Origin of the sequence: Agromyces terreus, from assembly GCF_009749465.1 — a bacterium.
Taxonomy (GTDB): Bacteria; Actinomycetota; Actinomycetes; order Actinomycetales; family Microbacteriaceae; genus Agromyces; species Agromyces terreus.
Genome location: NZ_WBIS01000001.1, coordinates 666,353 through 686,541, shown reverse-complemented (window position 1 = coordinate 686,541; position 20,189 = coordinate 666,353). Strand labels below are relative to the sequence as shown.

General features: G+C 72.3%; 14 protein-coding genes, 2 tRNA genes and 1 pseudogene. 8 read left to right on the top strand and 9 right to left on the bottom strand.

From position 1 onward, the window contains the following. Positions 1 to 44 precede the first annotated feature (44 nt). Positions 45 to 119, bottom strand: a tRNA-Pro gene (locus tag GQQ92_RS03080). Positions 120 to 320: 201 nt separating this feature from the next. Between GQQ92_RS03080 and GQQ92_RS03075 the strand changes: the two genes are divergently transcribed. From GQQ92_RS03075 to GQQ92_RS03060, 4 genes are all read left to right on the top strand, one after another. Beyond that, entirely contained in the window at positions 321 to 4,055 is a 3,735-nt protein-coding gene (locus GQQ92_RS03075) for an SCO7613 C-terminal domain-containing membrane protein (RefSeq protein WP_156997737.1), read from the top strand. A gap of 67 nt (positions 4,056 to 4,122) precedes the next feature. Then, positions 4,123 to 4,193: transfer RNA gene (locus tag GQQ92_RS03070), tRNA-Gly, on the top strand. A gap of 190 nt (positions 4,194 to 4,383) precedes the next feature. Then, positions 4,384 to 5,376 (top strand): hypothetical protein, encoded by a 993-nt coding sequence (locus GQQ92_RS03065; protein ID WP_156997736.1) that lies wholly within the window; start codon positions 4,384 to 4,386, stop codon positions 5,374 to 5,376. A gap of 67 nt (positions 5,377 to 5,443) precedes the next feature. Beyond that, entirely contained in the window at positions 5,444 to 5,932 is a 489-nt protein-coding gene (locus GQQ92_RS03060; protein ID WP_156997735.1) for a Dps family protein, read from the top strand. Between the two features lie 99 nt (positions 5,933 to 6,031). Here GQQ92_RS03060 and GQQ92_RS03055 read toward each other — a convergent pair whose 3' ends face one another. From GQQ92_RS03055 to GQQ92_RS03025, 8 genes and pseudogenes are all read right to left on the bottom strand, one after another. After that, on the bottom strand, positions 6,032 to 6,694 hold the full coding sequence (locus GQQ92_RS03055; RefSeq protein WP_156997734.1) for a response regulator transcription factor: 663 nt from the start codon (positions 6,692 to 6,694) through the stop codon (positions 6,032 to 6,034). Between the two features lie 162 nt (positions 6,695 to 6,856). Beyond that, positions 6,857 to 7,486: a sensor histidine kinase gene (locus tag GQQ92_RS16730; RefSeq protein WP_232057454.1), complete on the bottom strand. Its 630-nt coding sequence runs from the start codon at positions 7,484 to 7,486 to the stop codon at positions 6,857 to 6,859. Positions 7,487 to 7,619: 133 nt separating this feature from the next. Then, positions 7,620 to 8,126, bottom strand: a pseudogene (locus GQQ92_RS16725) (sensor domain-containing protein); the annotation flags it as partial. Positions 8,127 to 8,250: 124 nt separating this feature from the next. Continuing rightward, positions 8,251 to 9,744, bottom strand: a complete 1,494-nt coding sequence (locus tag GQQ92_RS03045) for a multicopper oxidase family protein (protein ID WP_232057453.1) — start codon at positions 9,742 to 9,744, stop codon at positions 8,251 to 8,253. A 181-nt stretch (positions 9,745 to 9,925) separates the two neighbouring features. Further along, positions 9,926 to 11,452 carry an amidohydrolase gene (locus GQQ92_RS03040; protein WP_156997732.1) on the bottom strand — a complete coding sequence of 509 codons (1,527 nt, stop codon included), beginning with the start codon at positions 11,450 to 11,452 and terminating at the stop codon, positions 9,926 to 9,928. After that, positions 11,449 to 12,453, bottom strand: coding sequence for an Fpg/Nei family DNA glycosylase (locus tag GQQ92_RS03035; protein ID WP_156997731.1), 1,005 nt, complete (start codon positions 12,451 to 12,453; stop codon positions 11,449 to 11,451). Before GQQ92_RS03035 ends, GQQ92_RS03040 begins: the two co-directional genes overlap by 4 nt. Before the next feature lie 5 nt (positions 12,454 to 12,458). Then, positions 12,459 to 12,959, bottom strand: coding sequence for a ribose-5-phosphate isomerase (locus tag GQQ92_RS03030; RefSeq protein ID WP_156997730.1), 501 nt, complete (start codon positions 12,957 to 12,959; stop codon positions 12,459 to 12,461). Positions 12,960 to 12,968: 9 nt separating this feature from the next. Beyond that, positions 12,969 to 13,970, bottom strand: a complete 1,002-nt coding sequence (locus GQQ92_RS03025) for a DUF2332 domain-containing protein (RefSeq protein WP_156997729.1) — start codon at positions 13,968 to 13,970, stop codon at positions 12,969 to 12,971. A gap of 86 nt (positions 13,971 to 14,056) precedes the next feature. On the opposite strand from GQQ92_RS03025, the gene GQQ92_RS03020 reads away from it, so the two are divergent. The 4 genes from GQQ92_RS03020 (at position 14,057) to GQQ92_RS03005 (ending at position 20,162) form a co-directional block, all read left to right on the top strand. After that, positions 14,057 to 15,541 carry an SDR family NAD(P)-dependent oxidoreductase gene (locus tag GQQ92_RS03020; RefSeq protein ID WP_156997728.1) on the top strand — a complete coding sequence of 495 codons (1,485 nt, stop codon included), beginning with the start codon at positions 14,057 to 14,059 and terminating at the stop codon, positions 15,539 to 15,541. A gap of 178 nt (positions 15,542 to 15,719) precedes the next feature. After that, positions 15,720 to 18,287, top strand: coding sequence for an aminopeptidase N (gene pepN, locus GQQ92_RS03015; protein ID WP_156997727.1), 2,568 nt, complete (start codon positions 15,720 to 15,722; stop codon positions 18,285 to 18,287). Between the two features lie 112 nt (positions 18,288 to 18,399). Continuing rightward, entirely contained in the window at positions 18,400 to 19,311 is a 912-nt protein-coding gene (locus tag GQQ92_RS03010; RefSeq protein ID WP_156997726.1) for an ABC transporter ATP-binding protein, read from the top strand. Further along, a complete protein-coding gene (locus GQQ92_RS03005; protein ID WP_156997725.1) occupies positions 19,308 to 20,162 on the top strand; it encodes an ABC transporter permease subunit in 855 nt (284 codons plus the stop codon). Before GQQ92_RS03010 ends, GQQ92_RS03005 begins: the two co-directional genes overlap by 4 nt. Positions 20,163 to 20,189 lie beyond the last annotated feature (27 nt).

Below are 20,189 nucleotides of genomic sequence, written 5' to 3'. Positions count from 1 at the left end.
AGATCTCCTGTTTGGTGGAAGTTCGTGTCGAGTCTCACGACTCGTCGGGGCGACAGGATTCGAACCTGCGACCTCCCGCTCCCAAAGCGGGCGCTCTAGCCAAGCTGAGCTACGCCCCGAGTCGCTGACTCAACTCGTCAGTCACCACGCGCGGGCACGCCGAAACGGCGTGTGCACGGGGTAGACCAGAAAAGTCTACTGCACGGCCATGGGCGGTTCCTGCGCGGTCCGTCCGCGGCGGGGCGGATGCCCCGTGCAGGGGTCGACGCGCCTGTGGACGGTTGACCGCCGTCCTCTCCCGCTGCTGCCAAGGTGGTGGCATGAGCGACCACCCAGCCGGCATGCCGGCGGAGCTGCCCCGCTGGCCCGCGGACCCCGCGCGATTCGTCGACACCGCGTCGTGCCCGTCGTGCCTCTCGCCGCTCACCGCTGCGCGCTGCGCCGTGTGCGGGCTCGACCTCGCGGTGCCCGATGCCGCCGAGCTGCTCGCGAGCGGCCGGCGGATCCACGACGAGGGCCTGCGCCGCCGCGACCTGATCCGCCGCATGTACGCGGCGCAGGCGACCGCCGCCGCGCCGGCTCCGGCGCCGCCCGTTTCCGCCGTGACGGCACCGACGGTTCCGGCGCAGTCGCCCGCTCCCGCGACCTGGGTCGCGCCCGCCGCGCCGACGGCCCCTGCTGCACCGGCTGCGGCGCGGTCGCTCGTCGAGGGCGCTTCTGCTCCCACGCCGCAGGCCTCGCGACCTGCCGCGACCGCACCGGCGGCACCGCGCCGCTCGGGGGTGCAGGTGCTCCTGCTGACCCTCGGCGTCGTGCTCATCTCGGTCGCCGCGATCGTCTTCCTCTTCGTCGCCTACCTCGTCGCGAGTCTCGAGGTGCGCTCGGTCATCATCGCCGTCGCCAGCCTGCTCGTGCTCGGGGCCGCCTGGCTGCTGCGGGCGCGACGACTCCCGGGCACCGCCGAGGGCGTCGCGAGCGTCGCGGTCGTGCTGTTGCTGCTCGACATCTGGATCGTGCGGGCGAACGGCCTCTTCGGCACCGACCGCCTCGACGGCGCGGCCTACACCGGCGGCGCGTTCCTCGTGGTGGCCGCGTTGCTGGCCGCGACCCGCGCATCGAGCGGCATCCGGGTTCCGGGCCACGCCGCGGCGATCCTCGTGCCGACCGGGGTGTTCCTGATGGGGCTCGGCGCCTCCCCCGACGATGAGCCGGGCACCGCGGTCTGGCTCGGCGGCCTCGCCGCGTCCCTCGCGGGTTCGCTGGCCGCCTTCGCTCCCCGCGGTCCGGAACGCACGGTGGCGGTGGGCGCCGGATATCTCGGCGGGGTGCTCGCCCTCGCGGCCGCTCCGCTCGCCCTCCCGTCGCTCGAATGGCATCAGCTCTGGTCCTTCCTCGGAAGCGCCGCCGCGTGGGCGCTCGCGCTCCTCTCCGCCCGACGCATGGCGCAACCCGCCTGGCAGCGCATCGCCGCCGCGGCCGCCGGACTCGCCCTGGCACTCGCGTTCGCCGTCCCGATCGCCGATGAACTCGAGCCCGAGACGGCGATCTGGGCCGCGCCCACCGCGGCCGGTCTCATCGCGTGCATCCTCGCGCTCCTCGTCGGTCGACGCGCCCCACGGCGGACCGACGCCGCGTATGCGCTCGGCGCGGCCGCCACCGTGGCGCTGCTCGCCGCCGGCTTCGGTGCGGTGATCGGCATCGGTTCGGTCACGGATCGCATCACGGGCAGCGTTCCGCCCTGGTCCGGAGGGGTCGGCGCCTCGTTCCCGACCCCGTCGACGTTGCAGGCGGCCGCCGCGTGGGTGCCGGTCGTGGTCGCGCTCGGCAGCACGACGCTCCTCTTCCTCATCGGGAGACTCCGACCGCTTCGTGCCGTGCCCATCGCGGCGCTCGGCGCCGCCGCGATCCTCGCCGGAGCCGTCATCCCGAGCGATCCGTGGTCGATGACGCTCCTGCTCGGCATCGGTGCCGGCGCGCTGGCCCTCACCGTCTCGCCGCCGAAGCCGCCGGTCGACGGACCGGCTCTCGCGGTCAGGCTGGTGCTCGCCGCGGTCGGCGTCTCGAGCGCCGCGCTCGGGTGGATCGTCGGCTTCAGCGATCCGGCCATCTGGCCGTGGTCGGCGTCGGCGGCCCTCCTGCTGCTCATCGCCGCCCGGCTCACCTGCCCGAGGATCTGCGGGCCGCAGGCGGCGCCCGTGATCGCGCTCGCGCACTCGGCCCTGCTCGGCATCCTCGTCGCGATCACCCTCGCCGCGCTCGTCCCCTGGCTCGAGGCGCTCGGCGTCGCGTTCGCGGATGCCGGCACGACGGGGTGGCTCTGCCTCGGTACCGGCGCCGGCACGCTCGTGGGTCTCGCAGCGCTACCGCGCATTGCGCCGCAGCACGACCGGGTGGCGTTCGCGCTGCCGATGCTGCTCGCCGCGATGCAGACGATCGCCTCGCTCCCCCTGCAGCCGTCGAACGCCCAGTGGACCTGGGCGCCGCCGGCCGTCCTCGCGCTCGCCGGCGCGTTCTGGCTCCGGCGTTCGGCGCCGCAACCGCTTCGCGTGGTGTTCGCCGCACTCGTGCCGATCGCGATCGCCACGGCCGCCGCGGCTGCCGCCGTGACCGTTCCGGGTGCCGAGCTCGGGTACGTGCTCGCCGGCACGGCCCTCGTGACCGCCGCGCTCGCCCACCTGCTCGCGCGTCCGAGGGCCGACTCCGCCGCGGCGGCCTGGATCGCCGCCGTCGTCGTGGTCGTCGCCGCAGCGCTCTCGACGGTCCTGCTGACCTCGGGTGAGGCCTGGCTCACCCTGCTCGTCCTCGCCCCCGTTCCGCTCGTGCTGGCCTCGGTCTTCAGCGATCCGGTCGCGGGCGACGCCCCGACGCGCCATCTCTCATGGTTCAGCGCCGTGCTCGCCATCGGGGCCGTCTACGCCTGGCTCGCGGGGCGCGGCGTCGACGACGTCGAGGCGTACACCCTGCCCCTCGCGGCGATGCTGGCCGCCTGCGGCGCCCTCATCACGTGGCGTCGCGATCCGAGCACGGCCACGGTCTCCCCGGGTCGCACGGCGCTCTTCGCGTCGGCCGCGGCGATCGCCGTGCTTCCGAGCGTCGGATCCACCGCGGCATCCGATCTGCGAACGCTCATCCTCGTCGCCGCCGGCGCCGTCGTGACGCTCGCGGCGATGTTCGCTCCCGAGTCGAGCCGTGGCGTTCCCGTCCGCCTGATCGCGGCGACGACCGGCTGGACGGGGATGACGGGCGCGGCGCTCGTGCGCGGCTCCGCGCTGGCCGGCGGGGCCGAGAGCGCCCTTCCGGTCGAGTTCTGGCCGGTGCTCTCGGCGCTCGCCGGGCTGGCACTGGCGGTGGCGTGGGCCCGCACCTCGTCGCACCCGGCGGCGCTGGCGGAGTGGATCGCCGCGGCATCCGTCGTGCTCTCCGCGATCCCGAGCGTGGTCGCGATCATGGCGGCCGACCGGGCTTCGCTCCGAGCGGCGATCCTGCTCCTCGTGCTCGGCGCAGCGGTCGTGGCCGGCACCGCGACCCGAGCGCGCCCGTTCGGCGGCCCGGTCTTCTCCTGGGCGGCGCGCGGCACGCTCGTGCTCGCCGGGCTCCTCGCACTCGTCAGCGGCAACGTCGATCCGGCCGACGTGATCACGGTCCCCGTCGCGCTCGCCCTCATCGCGGTCGGTGCGATCGCCATGGCCCGCACCGGCATCGGCAGCTGGCCCGCGCTCGGCCCCGGCATCGGGTTGCTCCTGCTGCCGCCGCTGGGCGCCGACTTCACCGATCCCCAGCTCTGGCGCATCGTCGCACTCGGCGCGGCGGCGCTCACGAGCCTCGTCATCGGAGCCCAGCGACGATGGCAGGCGCCGTTCCTGCTCGGCGGCGGCGTGCTGCTGGTGCACGCGATCGTGCAGTTCTGGCCGGCGATCACCGCGCTGTACGAAGCCGTCTGGTGGTGGCTGTGGCTCGGAATCGCGGGGGTGCTGCTCGTGGTGCTCGCCGCGACCTACGAGCGGCAGGTGCGCCTCGCGCGGACCGCGATCAGATCCATCTCCGCGATGCGCTGACGCCCGACGCTGCACGAACGGGCCCATCGGGTGTACTACGATGATCTGGTGCCCGCGAGCGGGCCGCGGGGATGTAGCTCAATGGTAGAGCCTCAGTCTTCCAAACTGATCACGCGGGTTCGATTCCCGTCATCCCCTCTCATCCGAAGCCCCGTCCGATCACCTCGGGCGGGGCTTCTTCGCATCCATTCGGTCGTCCCGTGCGCGCGGAGCTTCCGGGGGTTCTCCCCCGACGCCTTCGGGGGCCCGCTGCCTGATGGGTGCCGCCTCTCACTCCATACGTTCTCCCTGTGCCCGAACTCCGGGCGTCGCATGAGAGGGAGACACCATGCCCGTCACCGCCGAACGCCGGAGCTCGTCGCCTCGATTGCAGCTTCCGCAGCGCATCCGCTGGCACCGCCCGCTCATCGGGCTCGCCATCGCCAGCGCCGTCGTTGCGGTGATCGCCGCGATCGGACTCGTGTTCGACGACCGCGAACTCCTCGGCGCACCGATCTGGGCGAAGGCGTTCAAGTTCGCCGTCTCCATCCTCGTCTACGCCGTCACCTGGGCCTGGCTGATCGGTCAGCTCCGACGATTCCGCCGCGCGGCCTGGTGGGCCGGCACCGTGATCTCGGCGACATTGCTCGTCGAGCTCGGCATCATCGCGCTCCAGGTGGTGCGCGGGCACCGAAGCCACTTCAACAACTCGAATCCGCTCGACGAAGCCCTCTGGTCGGTCATGGGCACGGCGATCATGCTGCTCTGGCTCGCGACGCTCGTCGCGGCGGTGCTCCTGTGGTTCACACCCTCGCCCGACCGGGCGCGGAACCTCGCCGTCCGCGCGGGCTCGGTGCTGAGCCTGATCGGGCTCGGCCTGGGGTTCCTCATGACGATGCCGACCCCGACGCAACTGGAGTCCGACGGCGACATCATCGGCGCCCACACGGTGGGCGCCGGCGACGGCGGGCCCGGCATCGCGATCCTGGGCTGGTCGACCGAACACGGCGACCTCAGGATCCCCCACTTCGTCGGCATGCACGCGCTGCAGCTCATCCCGCTCGCGCTCGTGCTGATCGAGCTCGCCGCGAGGCGGGTCCTGATGCTGCGGAGCATCCGGGCCAGGGTGGGCCTCGTGTGGACCGCGACCGGAATGTACGCGGCGATCGTGGCGCTGGTCGCCTGGCAGGCGTTGCGCGGGCAGTCGATCGTCTCGCCCGATGTGCTGACGCTGGGCGCGGCCGCCGCGATCGCATCCGCCGGCCTCGTCGGCGCGATCCTGAGCGTCGCAGCGGGCCGACGGGAGATCGCGGGCGGTTCAGCCCAGCCTTCCCTTCCTTGAAATACCGGGGATGACGCGTAGCGTTGTACTCGACGGAACGACAAGATCCTCAGGGAAGGTGGACCAGATGACCGACATCCAGACCGCACCGCAGACCGGCTCGACGGCAGATGTGGCCACGGGTGTGGCGCAGTACCTCACGCCCGTCGTGCACGAACTCGTCGCGCTCGCCGTGAACGGCAAGCAGGCGCACTGGCACGTCCGCGGCGCGAACTTCATCGCCGTGCACGAACTCCTCGACACCGTCGTCGCGCACGCGCAGGACTGGTCCGACACCGCGGCCGAGCGCGTGGTCGCCCTCGGCCTGCCGATCGACGGCCGGCTCGCGACCGTGGCCGACAAGAGCGGCGCGGCGAACCCGAAGCTCGGCTTCCTGCCCTACGACGAGGCCATCGCCGACGTCGTCGCCCAGATCGACCTCGCGACCAAGCGCGTCAACGACGCGATCGAGGGGCTCGCGGAGCTCGACCCGGCCAGCCAGGACGTGGCCATCGAGATCCGTCGAGGCCTCGACAAGGACCGTTGGTTCCTGACGTCGCACGTCGCCGTCAAGTAGCGAGATCACGTCGGGCGACGGCGACACGACCGAAAGCCCCGAGCGGATGCCACGCGGCATCCGCTCGGGGCTTTCGTCATCGCACCTCCGCGGGGCCGCTCAGCGCTGCAGCCAGGCCAGCACAGCGAGCACCCGGCGGTGGTCGGTGCCCGAGTCCTCCAGCGCGAGCTTCTGGAAGATGGAGGTCACGTTCTTCTCCACGGCGCCGACGCCGATGAACAGCGCCTTCGCGATGCCCGCGTTCGTGCGCCCCTCGGCCATGAGCGCCATGACCTCGCGCTCGCGGGGCGTGAGCCTGGCCAACGGGTCGCCGCGCCGGCCGAGCAGCTCGCGCACGACCTGGGGGTCGAGCACCGTGCCGCCCTGGCTCACGCGCTCGACGGCGTCGCGAAGCTCGTCGAGCGAGGCCACGCGGTCCTTCAGCAGGTAGCCCATGCCGCCGTCTCCAGAGGAGAGCAGCTCGTTCGCATAGGTGCCCTCGACGTACTGGCTGAGCAGCAGCACACCGATGTCGGGACGTCGCCGCCGGATCTCGATCGCGGCGCGCACACCCTCGTCGCGGAATGTCGGGGGCATCCGCACGTCGAGCACCGCGACATCGGGAGCGTCGCGGTCCAACGCCGCGAGCAGCGCATCGGCGTCGCCGTGAGCGGCGATCGTCTCGAAGCCGGCCTCGTCGAAGAGCCGCACGAGCCCCTCGCGGAGCAGCACGGAGTCCTCGGCCAGGACGATTCGCAGCGGTGCGTGCGTCGGGTCGGTCATGCCGCCAAGCGTAGTGATGAAGCGCCGTGGACGAGCGGATGCGGCGGCGATGGCACCGTGGGTCTCGAGACGGCCCTGGCGGGCCTCCTCGACCGGCGGGCCCGGCACCGTGGGTCTCGAGACGGCCCTGGCGGGCCTCCTCGACCGGCGGGCCCGGCGGGCCTACGCCACGGGCACGAACGGGATGTGCGCGCCGATCGAGGTCGGACCGCCGACCGGACTGTCGACGACGAGGATCCCGTCGAGCCCGCGGACGCGCTCCTCGAGCCCGGCGAGCCCGTGCCCGGGCACCGACGTCGCGCCGCCGCGGCCGTCGTCGGTCACCCAGAGGTCCAGCCACCACCCGGTCGCCCCGGTGTCGCGCAACGACGCGCGCAGTCGGATGCCGCGGGCCTCCGCATGCTTCACGGCGTTCGTGAGCAGCTCGGCGGCGACGAAGTACACATTGCGCTCGATCGAGGCGGGCACGACGGGCGGCGCCCCGTCGGCGGGAATCCCGATCTCGAGCACGACCGGCACGGTGCTGCGTGCGCCGAGCGATTCGAGCGCCACGGCGAGACCCCGATCCTGCAGGATCGGCGGGGCGAACCCCCGGGAGAGCGCGCGAAGCTCGTCGAGCGTCTCGCGGGCCTGCTGTCGGGCCTCGCCGAGCATGCGCCTCGCGGCATCGGGGTCGCGGTCGACGGCACGCTCGATGCTCGCGAGATCCATCTGGAGACGCACGAGTCGCTGCTGCGGACCGTCGTGGATGTCTCGTTCGAGGCGGCGCAGCGACGCGTCCTCGGCCTGCACGGCGGCGCCGCGCGACGCGGAGAGCCGCGAGACCTCTGGCCTCGAGCATCTCGCTGCGCCAGGCGCCGAGGGTTCCGCGGGCGATCACGTCGTGGAGCAGGGTGAGGCCGCGGAACACGAACGGCAGCGTCGCGAGGAAGAGGAGGCCGACGATGATCTCGAAGGCCGTCTCGCCGACGACGGGGTCGATCGCGAACGCGTTGCCTGGGAACAGCCAGTCGAGCACGACGTCGTGCACCCAGAGGTCGGTCTCGTAGTCGGGGATGAACCCGCGCCAGATCCAACTCGTCGTGCCCGCCAGCGCGGTCGACAGCCACGCGATCGTGAGGCTCCACGTGACGACGCTGACGATCGGGTTGATGACCAGCGTGTGCAGCAGGTACAGCCAGTAGTGGCCGTCGACGAACGGGGTGAAGAGCGCCCGCCAGAAGCCGCCCTCGGGGTTGTTGCGGCCCCAGACGGGCTCGGCGATCTCTGCCTGGCCTGCCCAGCGGAGCCGGACGAGCTCGAGCGCCCCGAACCCTCGCGCCGTGCCGAGCGCGGCGACGACGAGGAAGACGCCGAAGACGAGCGCGATGGTGCCGATCCCCGTGAACAACAGGGTCGAGACGACGACGAGCGCCAGGATCGCGATGGGCATCGTGAGGATGAGGAACCCGAGCTCGCGCGGCACGCCCGCCCAGAGGCGCCAGTAGCTGCGACGGCGCGGCGCGGCATCCGTCGGCTCGACCTCGCCCGCGGCGGCGGGATCGGTTGGCATGGTGTCAGTGCTCATGGTGTGTTCCTTCGCTCATCGTCGCACGCTGACCGGGCTCGACGACGGCGAACTGCCCCATCATGCCCTGGTCCTCGTGCCACAGCAGGTGGCAGTGGTACATGTACGGCGTGCTCGGGTCGGCGTAGTCGTCGAACCGCATGAGCAGCTCGTAGGTCGTCTCGGGCTCGGTGAAGATCGTGTCCTTCCACCCGGCCATTTCGGGCGGCGGCGGCGCGCCGTCGATCGACGCGACGCGGAACTGCACGTCGTGGACGTGGAAGCTGTGCGGCACCGCATTCCGGTTCTCGACGATCCAGCGTTCGAGGGTGTTCACCGTGACGGTCTCGTCGATGCGGCCAGGGTCCATCGCCTCGCCGTTGATCTCGAAGCCGTCGCCGAGTTCGAAGTGCCGGGTCGTCGCGACGTCCGCCGCGTCGAAGTCGACGATCTCGACGAGCCGCGCCGGTACGGACGCCCCGGGTTCGAGGTCGCCCGCCGCGCGCAGCTCGAGCACGTCGAAGGCGTCGGTGCCGCCGTTGGTCGCGGCGACCGCGGGCACGAGCCCCGCGATCTCCGGCGTCATGCGCGACTGGAGCATGACCGTCTCGCCGGGCGTCATGCGCACGAGGACCTCGGCGCGCTCCCCCGGCGACAGCCGCACGTGATCGAGGGCGACGGATGCCTCGAGCAGCCCGCCGTCGGTCGCGATGAGCTCGATCGGGCGACCGTCGCTCCACGTGAACGCGTAGGTGCGGGCCGTCGACGCGTTCAGCAGGCGGAGTCGCACGAGTGCATCGGTCACATCGAAGTACGGATGCCGCGTGCCGTTCACGATGAGCTCGTCGCCGAGACCGCCTGCGTAGCCGCGCTGCGGGTCCTCGCGTTCCCCATCGCGCGAGAACCCCGCGTCCTGAACGATCACGGGCACGTCGTCGACGCCGTACTCCCCAGGAAGGCCGAGCGCACGCTCGGCCTCGTCGTGCAGCAGGAACAGGCCGGCGAGGCCCCTCGCCACGTGGGACTCGGTCTCGCCGTGCGGGTGCGGGTGGTACCAGAGCGTCGCCGCGGGCTGATCGATCCGCCACGCGGGCGACCACGAGGCATCCGGTTCCACCATCTGGTGCGGGCCGCCGTCCATCGCCGCGGGCAGGTGCATGCCGTGCCAGTGCACGGTCGTGGCCGTCTCGAGCGAGTTCGTCACGTCGATCCGCACCTGTTCGCCGCGGTCGGCGACGAGCGTGGGCCCGAGGTAGCCGCCGTTGAAGCCCCACGTGTCGCTCTCGACGCCGGCGGTGAACTCGGTCGCTCCGGCGCGGGCGTCGAGCGCGAACACCCGGGTGCCGTCGGCGGCGACGTGCGACTCGGCGAGCGGCGGGATCGCGAGCGGTTCGTCGAACGGCGTGGCGCCGGTCGTGTCGACCGGGCCTGGGCCGACGATGCCGCAGCCCGCGAAGGCCACGGCGATGAGCCCGCCGGCTGCGAGGGTCGAAAGGCTCGCCAACGTCGCCTTCGGGCGGCGGAGCCTCGGCCGACCCGGCCGGCGCGGCGGATGGGGGCGCGCATCGTGGAGCATGGACCCAGCCTCGCCGCCGCGCGGAGGCCGCCCCAGCCGGCAGGCGCCCCGGTCGGGGCGGGGGTAATCCCCCGGATCGCCCGGGTCCGTGTTCGGGACCGTCGCCGGGTCAGCCGAGCGCGTCGTGCGTGAATCGGCCCGCGAGGATGGTCGCCGCGACCGGCATCGTGCGCAGGTCGTCGACGGATGCCGCGAACGGGTCGCGTTCGACGACCGCGAGGTCGGCGATCTGCGCCGCCCGCACCGTGTGGCCGGCACCGCCGGTCGACGCCGCGAGCGCGACCCGGGCTTCGACGGACTGCTCGGGGTGCCACGGCTCGCGACCGTCGCGCGTGCGTCCGACCGCGGCGGCGATCGCGACCCACGGGTCGAGCGGCGCCACGGGCGCGTCGGAGCCGAGCGCGAGTTCGACGCCGGCAGCCGCCAACTCGGCGAGCATGAAGGCGCGGTCGGTGCGCCCCGCCCAGTAGAGGTCGGCGACGTCGCGGTCGTCCATGGCGTGCTCGGGCTGCACGCTCGCGACGACGCCGAGCCGGGCGAACCTCGCGATGTCGTCGCGGCGCAGCAACTGCGCGTGCTCGATCGAGCCGCGGCGGCCGCCGCCGAGATCGCCGACCGCCTCGAACGCGTCGAGCACGCGGGCGTTCGCCCGGTCGCCGATGGCGTGCACCGCGGGCACGAGGCCGGCGCGGATCGCCGTGCGCATGAGCGGCACGAGCTCGTCGTACGGCACGGTGGCGAGGCCGAACGCGTGCTCGTGGCCCTCGAAGCCCGGGTACGGGTCGAAGCACCAGGCCGTGCGGGTGTTGAGCGAGCCGTCGGTGATGACCTTGTAGCCGCCGACCTCGACCAACCCGCCCGTGCCCTCGACCGGGTCGCCGGTGCGCATGCCGGCGGCGACGGTGCGCTCGAGGTGCCGGGTGTACACGCCGAACGACACCCGGAGCGAGCGGATGCCGCCGCCGACCCGCCTGGCCCAGTCGTCGCGGTTCCACCGCATCTCGTAGTCGGTGATGCCGACCACCCCGCGGGCGGCGGCGCGTGCGGCGGCCTCGCCGACCCAGCGGTCGAGCACCGTGTCGGCGATGTCGTCGAGCGCGCGCACGAGCGCGAAGCAGTCGTCTTCGCGCAGCACCCCCGATTCGCCCGCGAGATCGCGCACGCCGTGACGAAGAGCCGCGGCCGAGTTCACCCAGCACGCGTGCAGGTCGGCCGCCACGAGCACGACGGGCACGTCGCCCGACACCGCGTCGAGCCGCGCGACGGTGGGCGCGTCGGGCCAGAGGCCGTCGCGGTAGCCGAAGCCGATGACCTCGGCGTCGCCGCGGTCGACGGATGCCGCGACCAGGGCTGCGGCCTCGGCGGCCGAGTCCGCGCCGGAGAGGTCGAGCCGGCGCGACACCATCGCCCATTGCGAGGCGTGCACGTGCCGGTCGTGCAGGCCCGGAACGACGAATCGGCCGTCGAGGTCGACGCGCCGCACGGCGGACGCCTCGATCGGTCGTGCCGCTCCGGCGGCCGGGACGATCGAGGCGACGACGCCGCCGGCGAGCAGCAGGTCGTGCCGGCCGTCGACGCCGGGCAGGCGCGCGCCGGCGAGCAGCACCGGCTCCGCGGCATCCGCCCGTTCGGTCATGCCTGGCATCGGGGGCACCAGTAGAGCTTTCGGGCGCCCATCTCTTCGAGGACGATGTTCGTGCCGCACACCCGGCACGGCAGGCCTTCGCGCTTGTAGACCCAGTGCCGGTCGTCGCGGCTGGCCATGGCCGCACGGTACGCCTCGGGGCCGAGATCGTCCATGGTCATCATCTGCCCGGTCTCGACGCCGATGGCGAGCAGCTTCGCCCAGTCGCGCCAGAGGCCTCGCACGACCTCCTCGGGCACCAGCTTTCCGGGCGTGTGCGGGTTCAGCCGCGCACGGAACAGCAGTTCGGCGCGGTAGACGTTGCCGATGCCGGCGACGACGTTCTGGTCCATGAGGAGCAGCCCGATGGGCGTGGGCTTGCGGCGCACGACGCCGGTGAACCGCTCCTCGGAGGCGGCCCCCGGGTCGAGCAGCGGGTCGGGCCCGAGCTTCGCGACGACGGCCTCGACCTGCGCCGGGTCGAGCACCTCGCACGCCGTCGGCCCGCGGAGGTCGGCGCACACCGTGTCGGTGAGCAGGCGCACCCGCACCTGCCCGACGGGTTCGGGCGGGAAGCTCTCGAGCTCGGCGCCGGCCTTCTCGGACTCCGACATGCGCAGCCGCGCCCGCCGGGGGGCGCCGATCGAGGTGATCGAGTTCTCGCCGGCCGAGTCGAAGACCACGGCGTCGGGGTTCTCGGCGTCGAGGAACGTGCCGCGCTGGTTCGTCTGCCCCATGCGTCCGTTGGCCGAGGCGATGGTGGCGTCCATGCGGATGTCGCCCGCGAAGTCCCACGCGCCGTACATGCCGAGGTGCACGCGCAGCCAGCGGTCGCCCTCGAACCCGAGGAACATCTGCTTGCCCACGGCGCGCGCCTCGACCACGCGTCGCCCGTCGAGGTCGGCGGCACCCTCGGCGAACCGGCCCTGCGGGCTCGACACATGCACGACGTGCCCGACGAAGTTGCGCTCGAACTGCCGCGTGATGCGATGGACGGAGTGACCCTCGGGCACGCGGACTACGCCTCTGCGGGGCGGTTCACACCCTTGCCCGCGATGTCGCCGGTGGACTCGTACTCGGCGAGCTGCGCGATGCGGCGCGCGTGGCGCTCGTCGCCCGAGAAGGGCTCGGCGATGAACGCGTCGATGTAGCGCATGGCCTCTTCGACGGTGTGCTGGCGCGCGCCGATCGAGATGACGTTGGCGTCGTTGTGCTGGCGCGCGAGGATCGCGGTGTCCATGCTCCAGGCGAGGGCCGCGCGGATGCCGGCGACCTTGTTCGCCGCGATCTGCTCGCCGTTGCCCGAGCCGCCGAAGACGACGCCGAGGGCGCGCACCCCCGCGGCCTGGTCGGCGGCCACGGCGAGCGCGGCGTTGATGCAGAAGGCCGGGTAGTCGTCGAGGGCGTCGTACTCGGCGGGTCCGTGATCGAGCACCTCGTGACCGGCATTGGTCAGGTGGTCGACGAGCGTACGGCTGAACTCGAGGCCGGCGTGGTCGGTCGCGATGTGGATGCGCATGCGTCGATTCTAGGGAGTGCCGACCCACGTGAGCGCACGGCCGTGGGGCTGCGCCCAGGCCCGCTGCACCCCGTCGAGGGCGAGCACGAGGTCGCTGGACGCGTTCGGCACGTCGTCGCGCACGCGGATGCCGCGCACCACGCGTCGTGCCTCGACCGAGAGCCAGTGTCCGGGGAGGTCGCGCACCTGCGCGGCGAAGCGGTCGCGGCCGTCCTCGTCGAGGTACATGAGCACCGCGGTGTGGAACACGACGAGCGTGGCGTCGCCGGGTGCGGCCGCGGCGAGCGCGGTCACCTGCTCGTTGAGGTCCCCGGAGACGAGGTGCGGCGGATCGACGGCGGCGATGCCGGCGGCGGCCCGCAGCCGAGCACGCCGGTCGTCGTGCTCGGGCCAGACGAGGGCGTCGAGCCACGCGACGTCGTCGGGCGAGCGCACGTCGAGCGGGTTGAGGTCGATGCCGGCGCGCCAGACGATCTCGGGCAGGCGGCGTGGCACCGGTGCCGGCCCCCGCAACTCGCAGTCGAGCACGACGGCGCTCGGGCCGTCGGCGGGGTCGAGCCGGCCGGGCTCGGCGGAGGTCGGCGCCGAGTACCGGTAGCTGTACCGGTCGGGGTAGAGGCAGAGACCCGCGGATGCCCCGACCTCGAGCAGGGCGATGGGCCCGTCGATGCCGGCGAGCACGGGCAGGTGCAGCGCGCAGCGCGCGGCCTCGTTCGTCTGGGTGGCGTGCGTGAGAACGATCTCGCGCACATCGTTCCAGTGCATGTGCAGCCAGTCGGCGAAGGCGGCGTACGGGCCCGGTTCCGCGCCGAGCAGGCGGGATGCCGAGAAGACGAGGTTCGGTTGCCGCTTCGGCGCCGGCAGGGTGTCGAGGAGGTCCAGCACCGAGGCATCCGTCGCCACGCCCGCGGCCCATCGCTCGTAGGTCGCGGACATGCGGCGGGCCTCGACCTCGGCGAACACGCGGTACCGTTCGGCCGTCGTGGCCGAGGCATCCGTGCTCGTGCTCATGCGATCACGCTACTCCGCGGGCGTCGCGGGTGGGGCCCTCGATCGGCACTCAGGTGTTCCCGTGCGGCACGCCGTAGAATCCACGGATGCCCTCCGCCGCCCCAGCCGCCGTCAGCGCGCCGACGATCGACCCCGCAGACCTCGAGACGACGCTGCGCGTGCTGGCGACCCTCAGCGAGCTCGACCGGGACGACCCCGACTTCGAGACCGTGCGACACGCCACGGCGAAGATGTTCAAGGCGGTCAAGGTCGCCCGACGTCTCGAGAAGCGGCGGGTCATTCAAGACGCCGACCGCGCGGTCATCGCGGCCACCGCGACGGGGGCGCCCACCCGTATCGACGACGAGACCCGCGGCGCCGACCTCGTGAGCGGCACCGACGCGCGTACCGCGGGCGAGCTGCTCGTGGCGCGCCCCTGCTACATCTGCAAGCAGCGGTACACGCTCGTCGACGCGTTCTACCATCAGCTCTGCCCGACCTGCGCCGCCATGAGCCACGCCAAGCGCGACGCGCGCACCGACCTCACGGGCAAGCGCGCCCTGCTCACCGGCGGGCGGGCGAAGATCGGCATGTACATCGCGCTGCGGCTGCTCCGCGACGGTGCGCACACGACGATCACGACGCGGTTCCCGCGCGATGCGGCGCGCCGGTTCGCCGCCATGCCCGACGCGGGCGAGTGGCTGCACCGCCTGAAGATCGTCGGCATCGACCTGCGCGATCCGGCGCAGGTCATCGCGCTCGCCGACGACGTCGCCGCGCAGGGCCCGCTCGACATCCTCATCAACAACGCCGCGCAGACCGTGCGCCGCTCCCCCGGCTCCTACTCCCCGCTCGTCGAGGCGGAGTCCTCGCCGCTGCCCGACGGGCCCATGCCCGAGCTCGTGAGCTTCGGGCACACGAACGACGCGCACCCGCTCGCGCTCGCCGACTCGGTGTCGAGTCACCCGGTGCTCTCCTCGGGCCTGTTCGCCGGCACCATGACGGCCGAGGACCTCACCGCGCTCGCGCTCGCCCCCGGCTCGAGCTCGCTCGCGAGGCTCGCCGACCGCACCGCGATCGACGCCGGCGGCCTCGTGCCCGACCTGCACCACGAGAACAGCTGGAGCGCGGTCGTGCAGGACGTCGATCCGCTCGAGATGCTCGAGGTGCAGCTGTGCAACACCACGGCGCCGTTCATCCTCGTGAGCCGGCTCCGGGCGTCGCTCGCCGCGTCATCCGCCCGCCGCACCTACATCGTGAACGTCTCGGCCATGGAGGGCGTGTTCAGCCGCGGGTACAAGGGACCGGGGCATCCGCACACCAACATGGCCAAGGCCGCGATGAACATGCTCACCCGCACGAGCGCGAAGGAGATGCTGGCCGACGGCATCCTCATGACGAGCGTCGACACCGGCTGGATCACCGACGAGCGACCCCACCCCACGAAGGTGCGCCTGGCCGAGGAGGGGTTCCACGCCCCGCTCGACCTCGTCGACGGCGCCGCCCGCGTCTACGACCCGATCGTGCGCGGCGAGGCCGGCGAAGACGTCACGGGCGTGTTCCTGAAGGACTACGCACGCTCCGACTGGTGAGCCGGGAGCCGGCCCCTCGGCTCGTCGTCCCGCGATCGCCCACGACGGCCCGCCCGCGGCATCCGTCGAACCGGCACCGGGCCGGCTGCGGCGCCCACGTGCCCCGCAGCGGCGAGGGATAGGCTGGTTCGCGTTGCCCGCGGCCACAAGCCGCGTTGATTTCCGCGAAGGAGCCCACGTGCCTGGAGAGAACCTCACCCGATCCGAAGCCGAGGAGCGCGCGGCGCTCGTCACGGTCCACGAGTACGACGTCGTGCTCGACGTGACCGTCGGCCCCGAGGTGTTCAAGACGACGACGACGGTCCGGTTCGACGCGGCCGAGGGCGCGTCCACGTTCATCGACGCGATCACGGCCGCCGTGCACTCGGTCACCCTGAACGGCGTCGAGCTCGACCCGGCAGAGGTCAGCGACGGCGTGCGCATCCAGCTGCCGAACCTCGCCGCCCAGAACGAGCTCGTCGTCGTCGCAGACGGCCGCTACATGAACACGGGCGAGGGCCTGCACCGCTTCGTCGACCCCGTCGACGGCGAGGTCTACCTCTACACCCAGTTCGAGGTGCCCGATTCGCGCCGCATGTTCGCGGTGTTCGAGCAACCCGATCTGAAGGCGGCGTTCCGGTTCACGCTCACCGCGCCCGCGCACTGGGAGGTCGTGTCCAACTCGCCCACGCCCGAGCCGGTCGATGCGGTTTCGACGGGCTCGACCGGCGAGGGCGCCAAGACCTGGGCGTTCACGCCGACGCCGCGCATCTCGAGCTACATCACCGCCCTCGTCGCCGGCCCGTACCACGTCGTGCGCGACGAGCTCACGAGCACCGACGGCCGCACCATCCCGCTCGGCGTCTTCAGCCGCAAGAGCCTCGCGCAGTACCTCGACGCCGACTACATCTTCGAGAAGACGAAGCAGGGCTTCGAGTACTTCGAGGCGAAGTTCGGGGTGCCCTACCCGTTCGAGAAGTACGACCAGATGTTCGTGCCCGAGTACAACGCGGGCGCCATGGAGAACGCGGGCGCCGTGACCTTCACCGAGGTCTACGTGTTCCGTTCGAAGGTCACCGACGCGATCAAGGAGCGCCGCGTCGTCACGATCCTGCACGAGCTGGCCCACATGTGGTTCGGCGACCTCGTGACGATGAAGTGGTGGAACGACCTGTGGCTCAACGAGTCGTTCGCCGAGTGGGCGTCGACCATCGCCACCGCCGAGGCCACCGAGTGGACCGAGGCCTGGACCACGTTCAACTCCATGGAGAAGAGTTGGGCCTACCGTCAGGATCAGCTGCCCTCGACGCACCCGGTCGTCGCGACGATCAACGACCTCGAAGACGTGCTCGTCAACTTCGACGGCATCACGTACGCCAAGGGCGGGTCGGTGCTCAAGCAGCTCGTCGCCTGGGTCGGCATCGACGCGTTCTTCGCGGGCGTCTCGGCGTACTTCCGGAAGCATGCCTGGGGCAACACCACGCTCGCCGACCTGCTCGCCGAGCTCGAGGTCGCGAGCGGCCGCGACCTCACCGAGTGGTCGAAGCTCTGGCTCGAGACCTCGGGCGTCAACACGCTGCGCCCCGAGATCGAGACGGACGCCGACGGTGCGATCACCGCGTTCACGGTGCTGCAGTCGGCGCCCGCCGACTACCCGACGATCCGCCCGCACCGCCTCGCGATCGGCTTCTACGACCTCGTCGAGGGCAGGCTCGTGCGCGTGCACCGCGTCGAGCTCGACGTCGACGGCGAGCGCACGGATGTCGCGGAGCTGATCGGCCTCGCGCGCCCCGACCTCGTGCTGCTGAACGACGAGGACCTCGCCTACGCGAAGATCCGCCTCGACGAGGCCTCGCACGGGGTCGCGCTCGCGAACCTCAGCGCCATCGAGGATCCGCTCGCGCGCGCGCTGGTCTGGAGCTCGGTGTGGGATGCCACGCGCGACGGCGAGACCCGGGCGAGCGACTACCTCGCCCTCGTGCTCGGCAACATCGCGAGCGAGACCGAATCGACGACCCTCCGCATCGTGCTCGCCAACGCCGTGCTCGCGGCGAGCGCGTACACGGCGCGCGACCGCCGTGCCGAGTCGCTGCGTGCGGTGTCCGACGGCTACTGGCGCCTCGCGCAGGAGGCCGAGGCGGGCAGCGACGCGCAGTTCCAGTTCGTCATCAACTTCGCGGGCATCGCCGAGCACGGCTCGCACGTCGACGAGCTCGCGGCGCTGTACGCCGGCGAGCTGCAGCTCGACGGGCTCGAGATCGACACCGATCTCGGCTGGAAGCTCCTCATCGCCCTCGTGGCGGCGGACCGGGCCGGCGACGCCGAGATCGACGCGCGCCTCGCCGAGGACAACACGGCCACGGGCCAGCAGTCGGCCGCGCATGCGCGTGCCGCGATCCAGACCGTCGAGGGCAAGGAGCGGGCCTGGGCGTCGCTCGTCGACGTCGACACGGCGACCAACACGGTCGTGCGCGAGACCGCCGTCGGGTTCCTGCGGGCGACCGACCCTGCGCTGCTCGAGGCCTTCGTCGAGCGCTACTTCGCGATGCTCGACGGCATCTGGGAGCGTCGAAGCTACGCGATCGCCGAGAAGCTCGTCGACGGCCTCTACCCGTCGCCGCTCGCGAGCCGCGAACTCGCCGACGCGAGCCGCGCCTGGCTCGACGCCCACGCCGAGGTTCCGGCGCTGCGCCGCCTCATCGTCGAGTCGCTCGCGGGCGTCGACCGCGCGCTCGCGGCGCAGGAGCGCGACGGGCACCGGGAGTAGCCGGCACGCTCGCTCGGGGCGGGTGCGCATCGTCTTCCCGGACGACGCGCACCCGCCCCGAATCATTCCAGCGGCGGATGCCGCAGTCCCCGCGGTTCCGTAGCGTGGCATCATGATCACCGCAGAGGGGCTCGTCAAGCGCTACGGCGCGAAGACGGCCGTCAACGACATCAGCTTCACCGTGAGACCCGGGCAGGTGACCGGGTTCCTCGGTCCCAACGGCGCCGGCAAATCGACCACCATGCGCATGATCGTCGGGCTCGACCGGCCGAGCGACGGCCGCGTCAGCGTCAACGGCAAGCCCTACGCCGAGCACCGCGCACCGCTCCACGAGGTCGGCGCCCTGCTCGATGCGAAGGCCGTGCACACGGGCCGCAGCGCCTACAACCACCTCCTCGCGATGGCCGCCACGCACGGCATCGGAGCGAGCCGGGTACGCGAGGTCATCGAGATGACCGGTCTCGAGAGCGTCGCCCGCAAGCGCGTCGGCGGGTTCTCGCTCGGCATGGGGCAGCGCCTCGGCATCGCGGCGGCCATGCTCGGCGACCCGGCGACGCTCATCCTCGACGAGCCCGTCAACGGGCTCGACCCCGAGGGCGTGCTCTGGGTGCGCCGGTTCGTGCGCCATCTGGCCTCAGAGGGGCGCACCGTGTTCCTCTCCTCGCACCTCATGAGCGAGATGGCGCTCACGGCCGACCACATCATCGTGCTCGGCCGCGGCGAGATCATCGCCGATGCCCCCGTCTCCGAGATCGTCACGGGCGACACGCGTCCGCGGGCGCTCGTGCGCTCGCCGCACGCGTCGCGCCTGGCCGACCTGCTCACCGCGCCCGAGGTCGCGGTCATCCGCTCCGAGGCCGGCGTGCTCGAGGTCACGGGCCTCGCGGCATCCGCCATCGGCGACCTCGCCGCGGCCAACGGCATCGCCGTCCACGAACTCACCCCGCTGACCGCATCGCTCGAAGAGGCGTACATGGCCCTCACGAACGACGCCGTCGAATACCGTACGGAGGCCGTCCGATGACCGCGCTCGCACCAGACCGCACCGTAGCCCCGCAGCGGGCATCGGCCGGACGCCTCGCCTTCGGCGGCGTGCTCCGCTCCGAGTGGATCAAGCTGCGGAGCCTCCGCTCCACCGTCTGGTCGTACCTCATCGTGATCGCGATCTCGATCGGCATGGCCTTCCTCATGTCGCTCAGCATGGTGAACGGCATGAACGGCGGCATGGATCCCGCCTCGGCCCCGGCCGAGCAGCAGGCGCAGTTCGTGCTGCAGTCCAGCGTGTTCGGGGTGTACTTCGGGCAGCTCGTCGCCGCGGTGCTCGGCGTGCTCGTCATCAGCGGCGAGTACACGACCGGCATGATCCGCTCGACCCTGACCGCCGTTCCCACCCGGCTGCCGGCGCTCGCGGGCAAGACGGCGGTGCTGTTCGCGGCGACGTTCGTCGTCGGCGTCGTGGCGAATCTGGCCGCCTACGCGGTGTCGTCGATCGTGTTCGCCGGCATCGACGTCTCGGCGAGCCTCGCCGATCCCGCCGTGTTCCTCCCCATCCTGGGCGGAGCCCTGTACCTTGCCCTCGTGGCCGTGTTCGCGCTCGGCGTCGGCACCATGCTCCGCAGCAGCGCCGGCGGCATCGCCGCGGTGCTCGGCATCATCCTGCTGCTGCCGACGGTGCTCGCGATGATCCCGGCCGAGTGGGCCGCCGACCTCGTGCCGTACCTGCTCTCGAGCGCGGGCATGGCGATGTTCACGTCGGCGACGGCGGGCCCGAGCGGTGACGACTTCGGCTTCTGGATCAACCTGCTCATCGTGCTCGGCTGGGTCGCGGCATCCCTCATCGGCGCCTCGCTGCTGCTCAAGCGACGCGACGCCTGACCGGCAGGGCATGCGGGGGCCGGCCGG

Coding starts and splice junctions, on each gene's coding strand:
- GQQ92_RS03020 (WP_156997728.1), top strand. CDS start 14,057: ATGCCCTCCGCCGCCCCAGCCGCCGTCAGCGCGCCGACGATCGACCCC.
- GQQ92_RS03030 (WP_156997730.1), bottom strand. CDS start 12,959: ATGCGCATCCACATCGCGACCGACCACGCCGGCCTCGAGTTCAGCCGT.
- GQQ92_RS03005 (WP_156997725.1), top strand. CDS start 19,308: ATGACCGCGCTCGCACCAGACCGCACCGTAGCCCCGCAGCGGGCATCG.
- GQQ92_RS03025 (WP_156997729.1), bottom strand. CDS start 13,970: ATGAGCACGAGCACGGATGCCTCGGCCACGACGGCCGAACGGTACCGC.
- GQQ92_RS03075 (WP_156997737.1), top strand. CDS start 321: ATGAGCGACCACCCAGCCGGCATGCCGGCGGAGCTGCCCCGCTGGCCC.
- GQQ92_RS03055 (WP_156997734.1), bottom strand. CDS start 6,694: ATGACCGACCCGACGCACGCACCGCTGCGAATCGTCCTGGCCGAGGAC.
- GQQ92_RS03010 (WP_156997726.1), top strand. CDS start 18,400: ATGATCACCGCAGAGGGGCTCGTCAAGCGCTACGGCGCGAAGACGGCC.
- GQQ92_RS03040 (WP_156997732.1), bottom strand. CDS start 11,452: ATGACCGAACGGGCGGATGCCGCGGAGCCGGTGCTGCTCGCCGGCGCG.
- GQQ92_RS03065 (WP_156997736.1), top strand. CDS start 4,384: ATGCCCGTCACCGCCGAACGCCGGAGCTCGTCGCCTCGATTGCAGCTT.
- GQQ92_RS03060 (WP_156997735.1), top strand. CDS start 5,444: ATGACCGACATCCAGACCGCACCGCAGACCGGCTCGACGGCAGATGTG.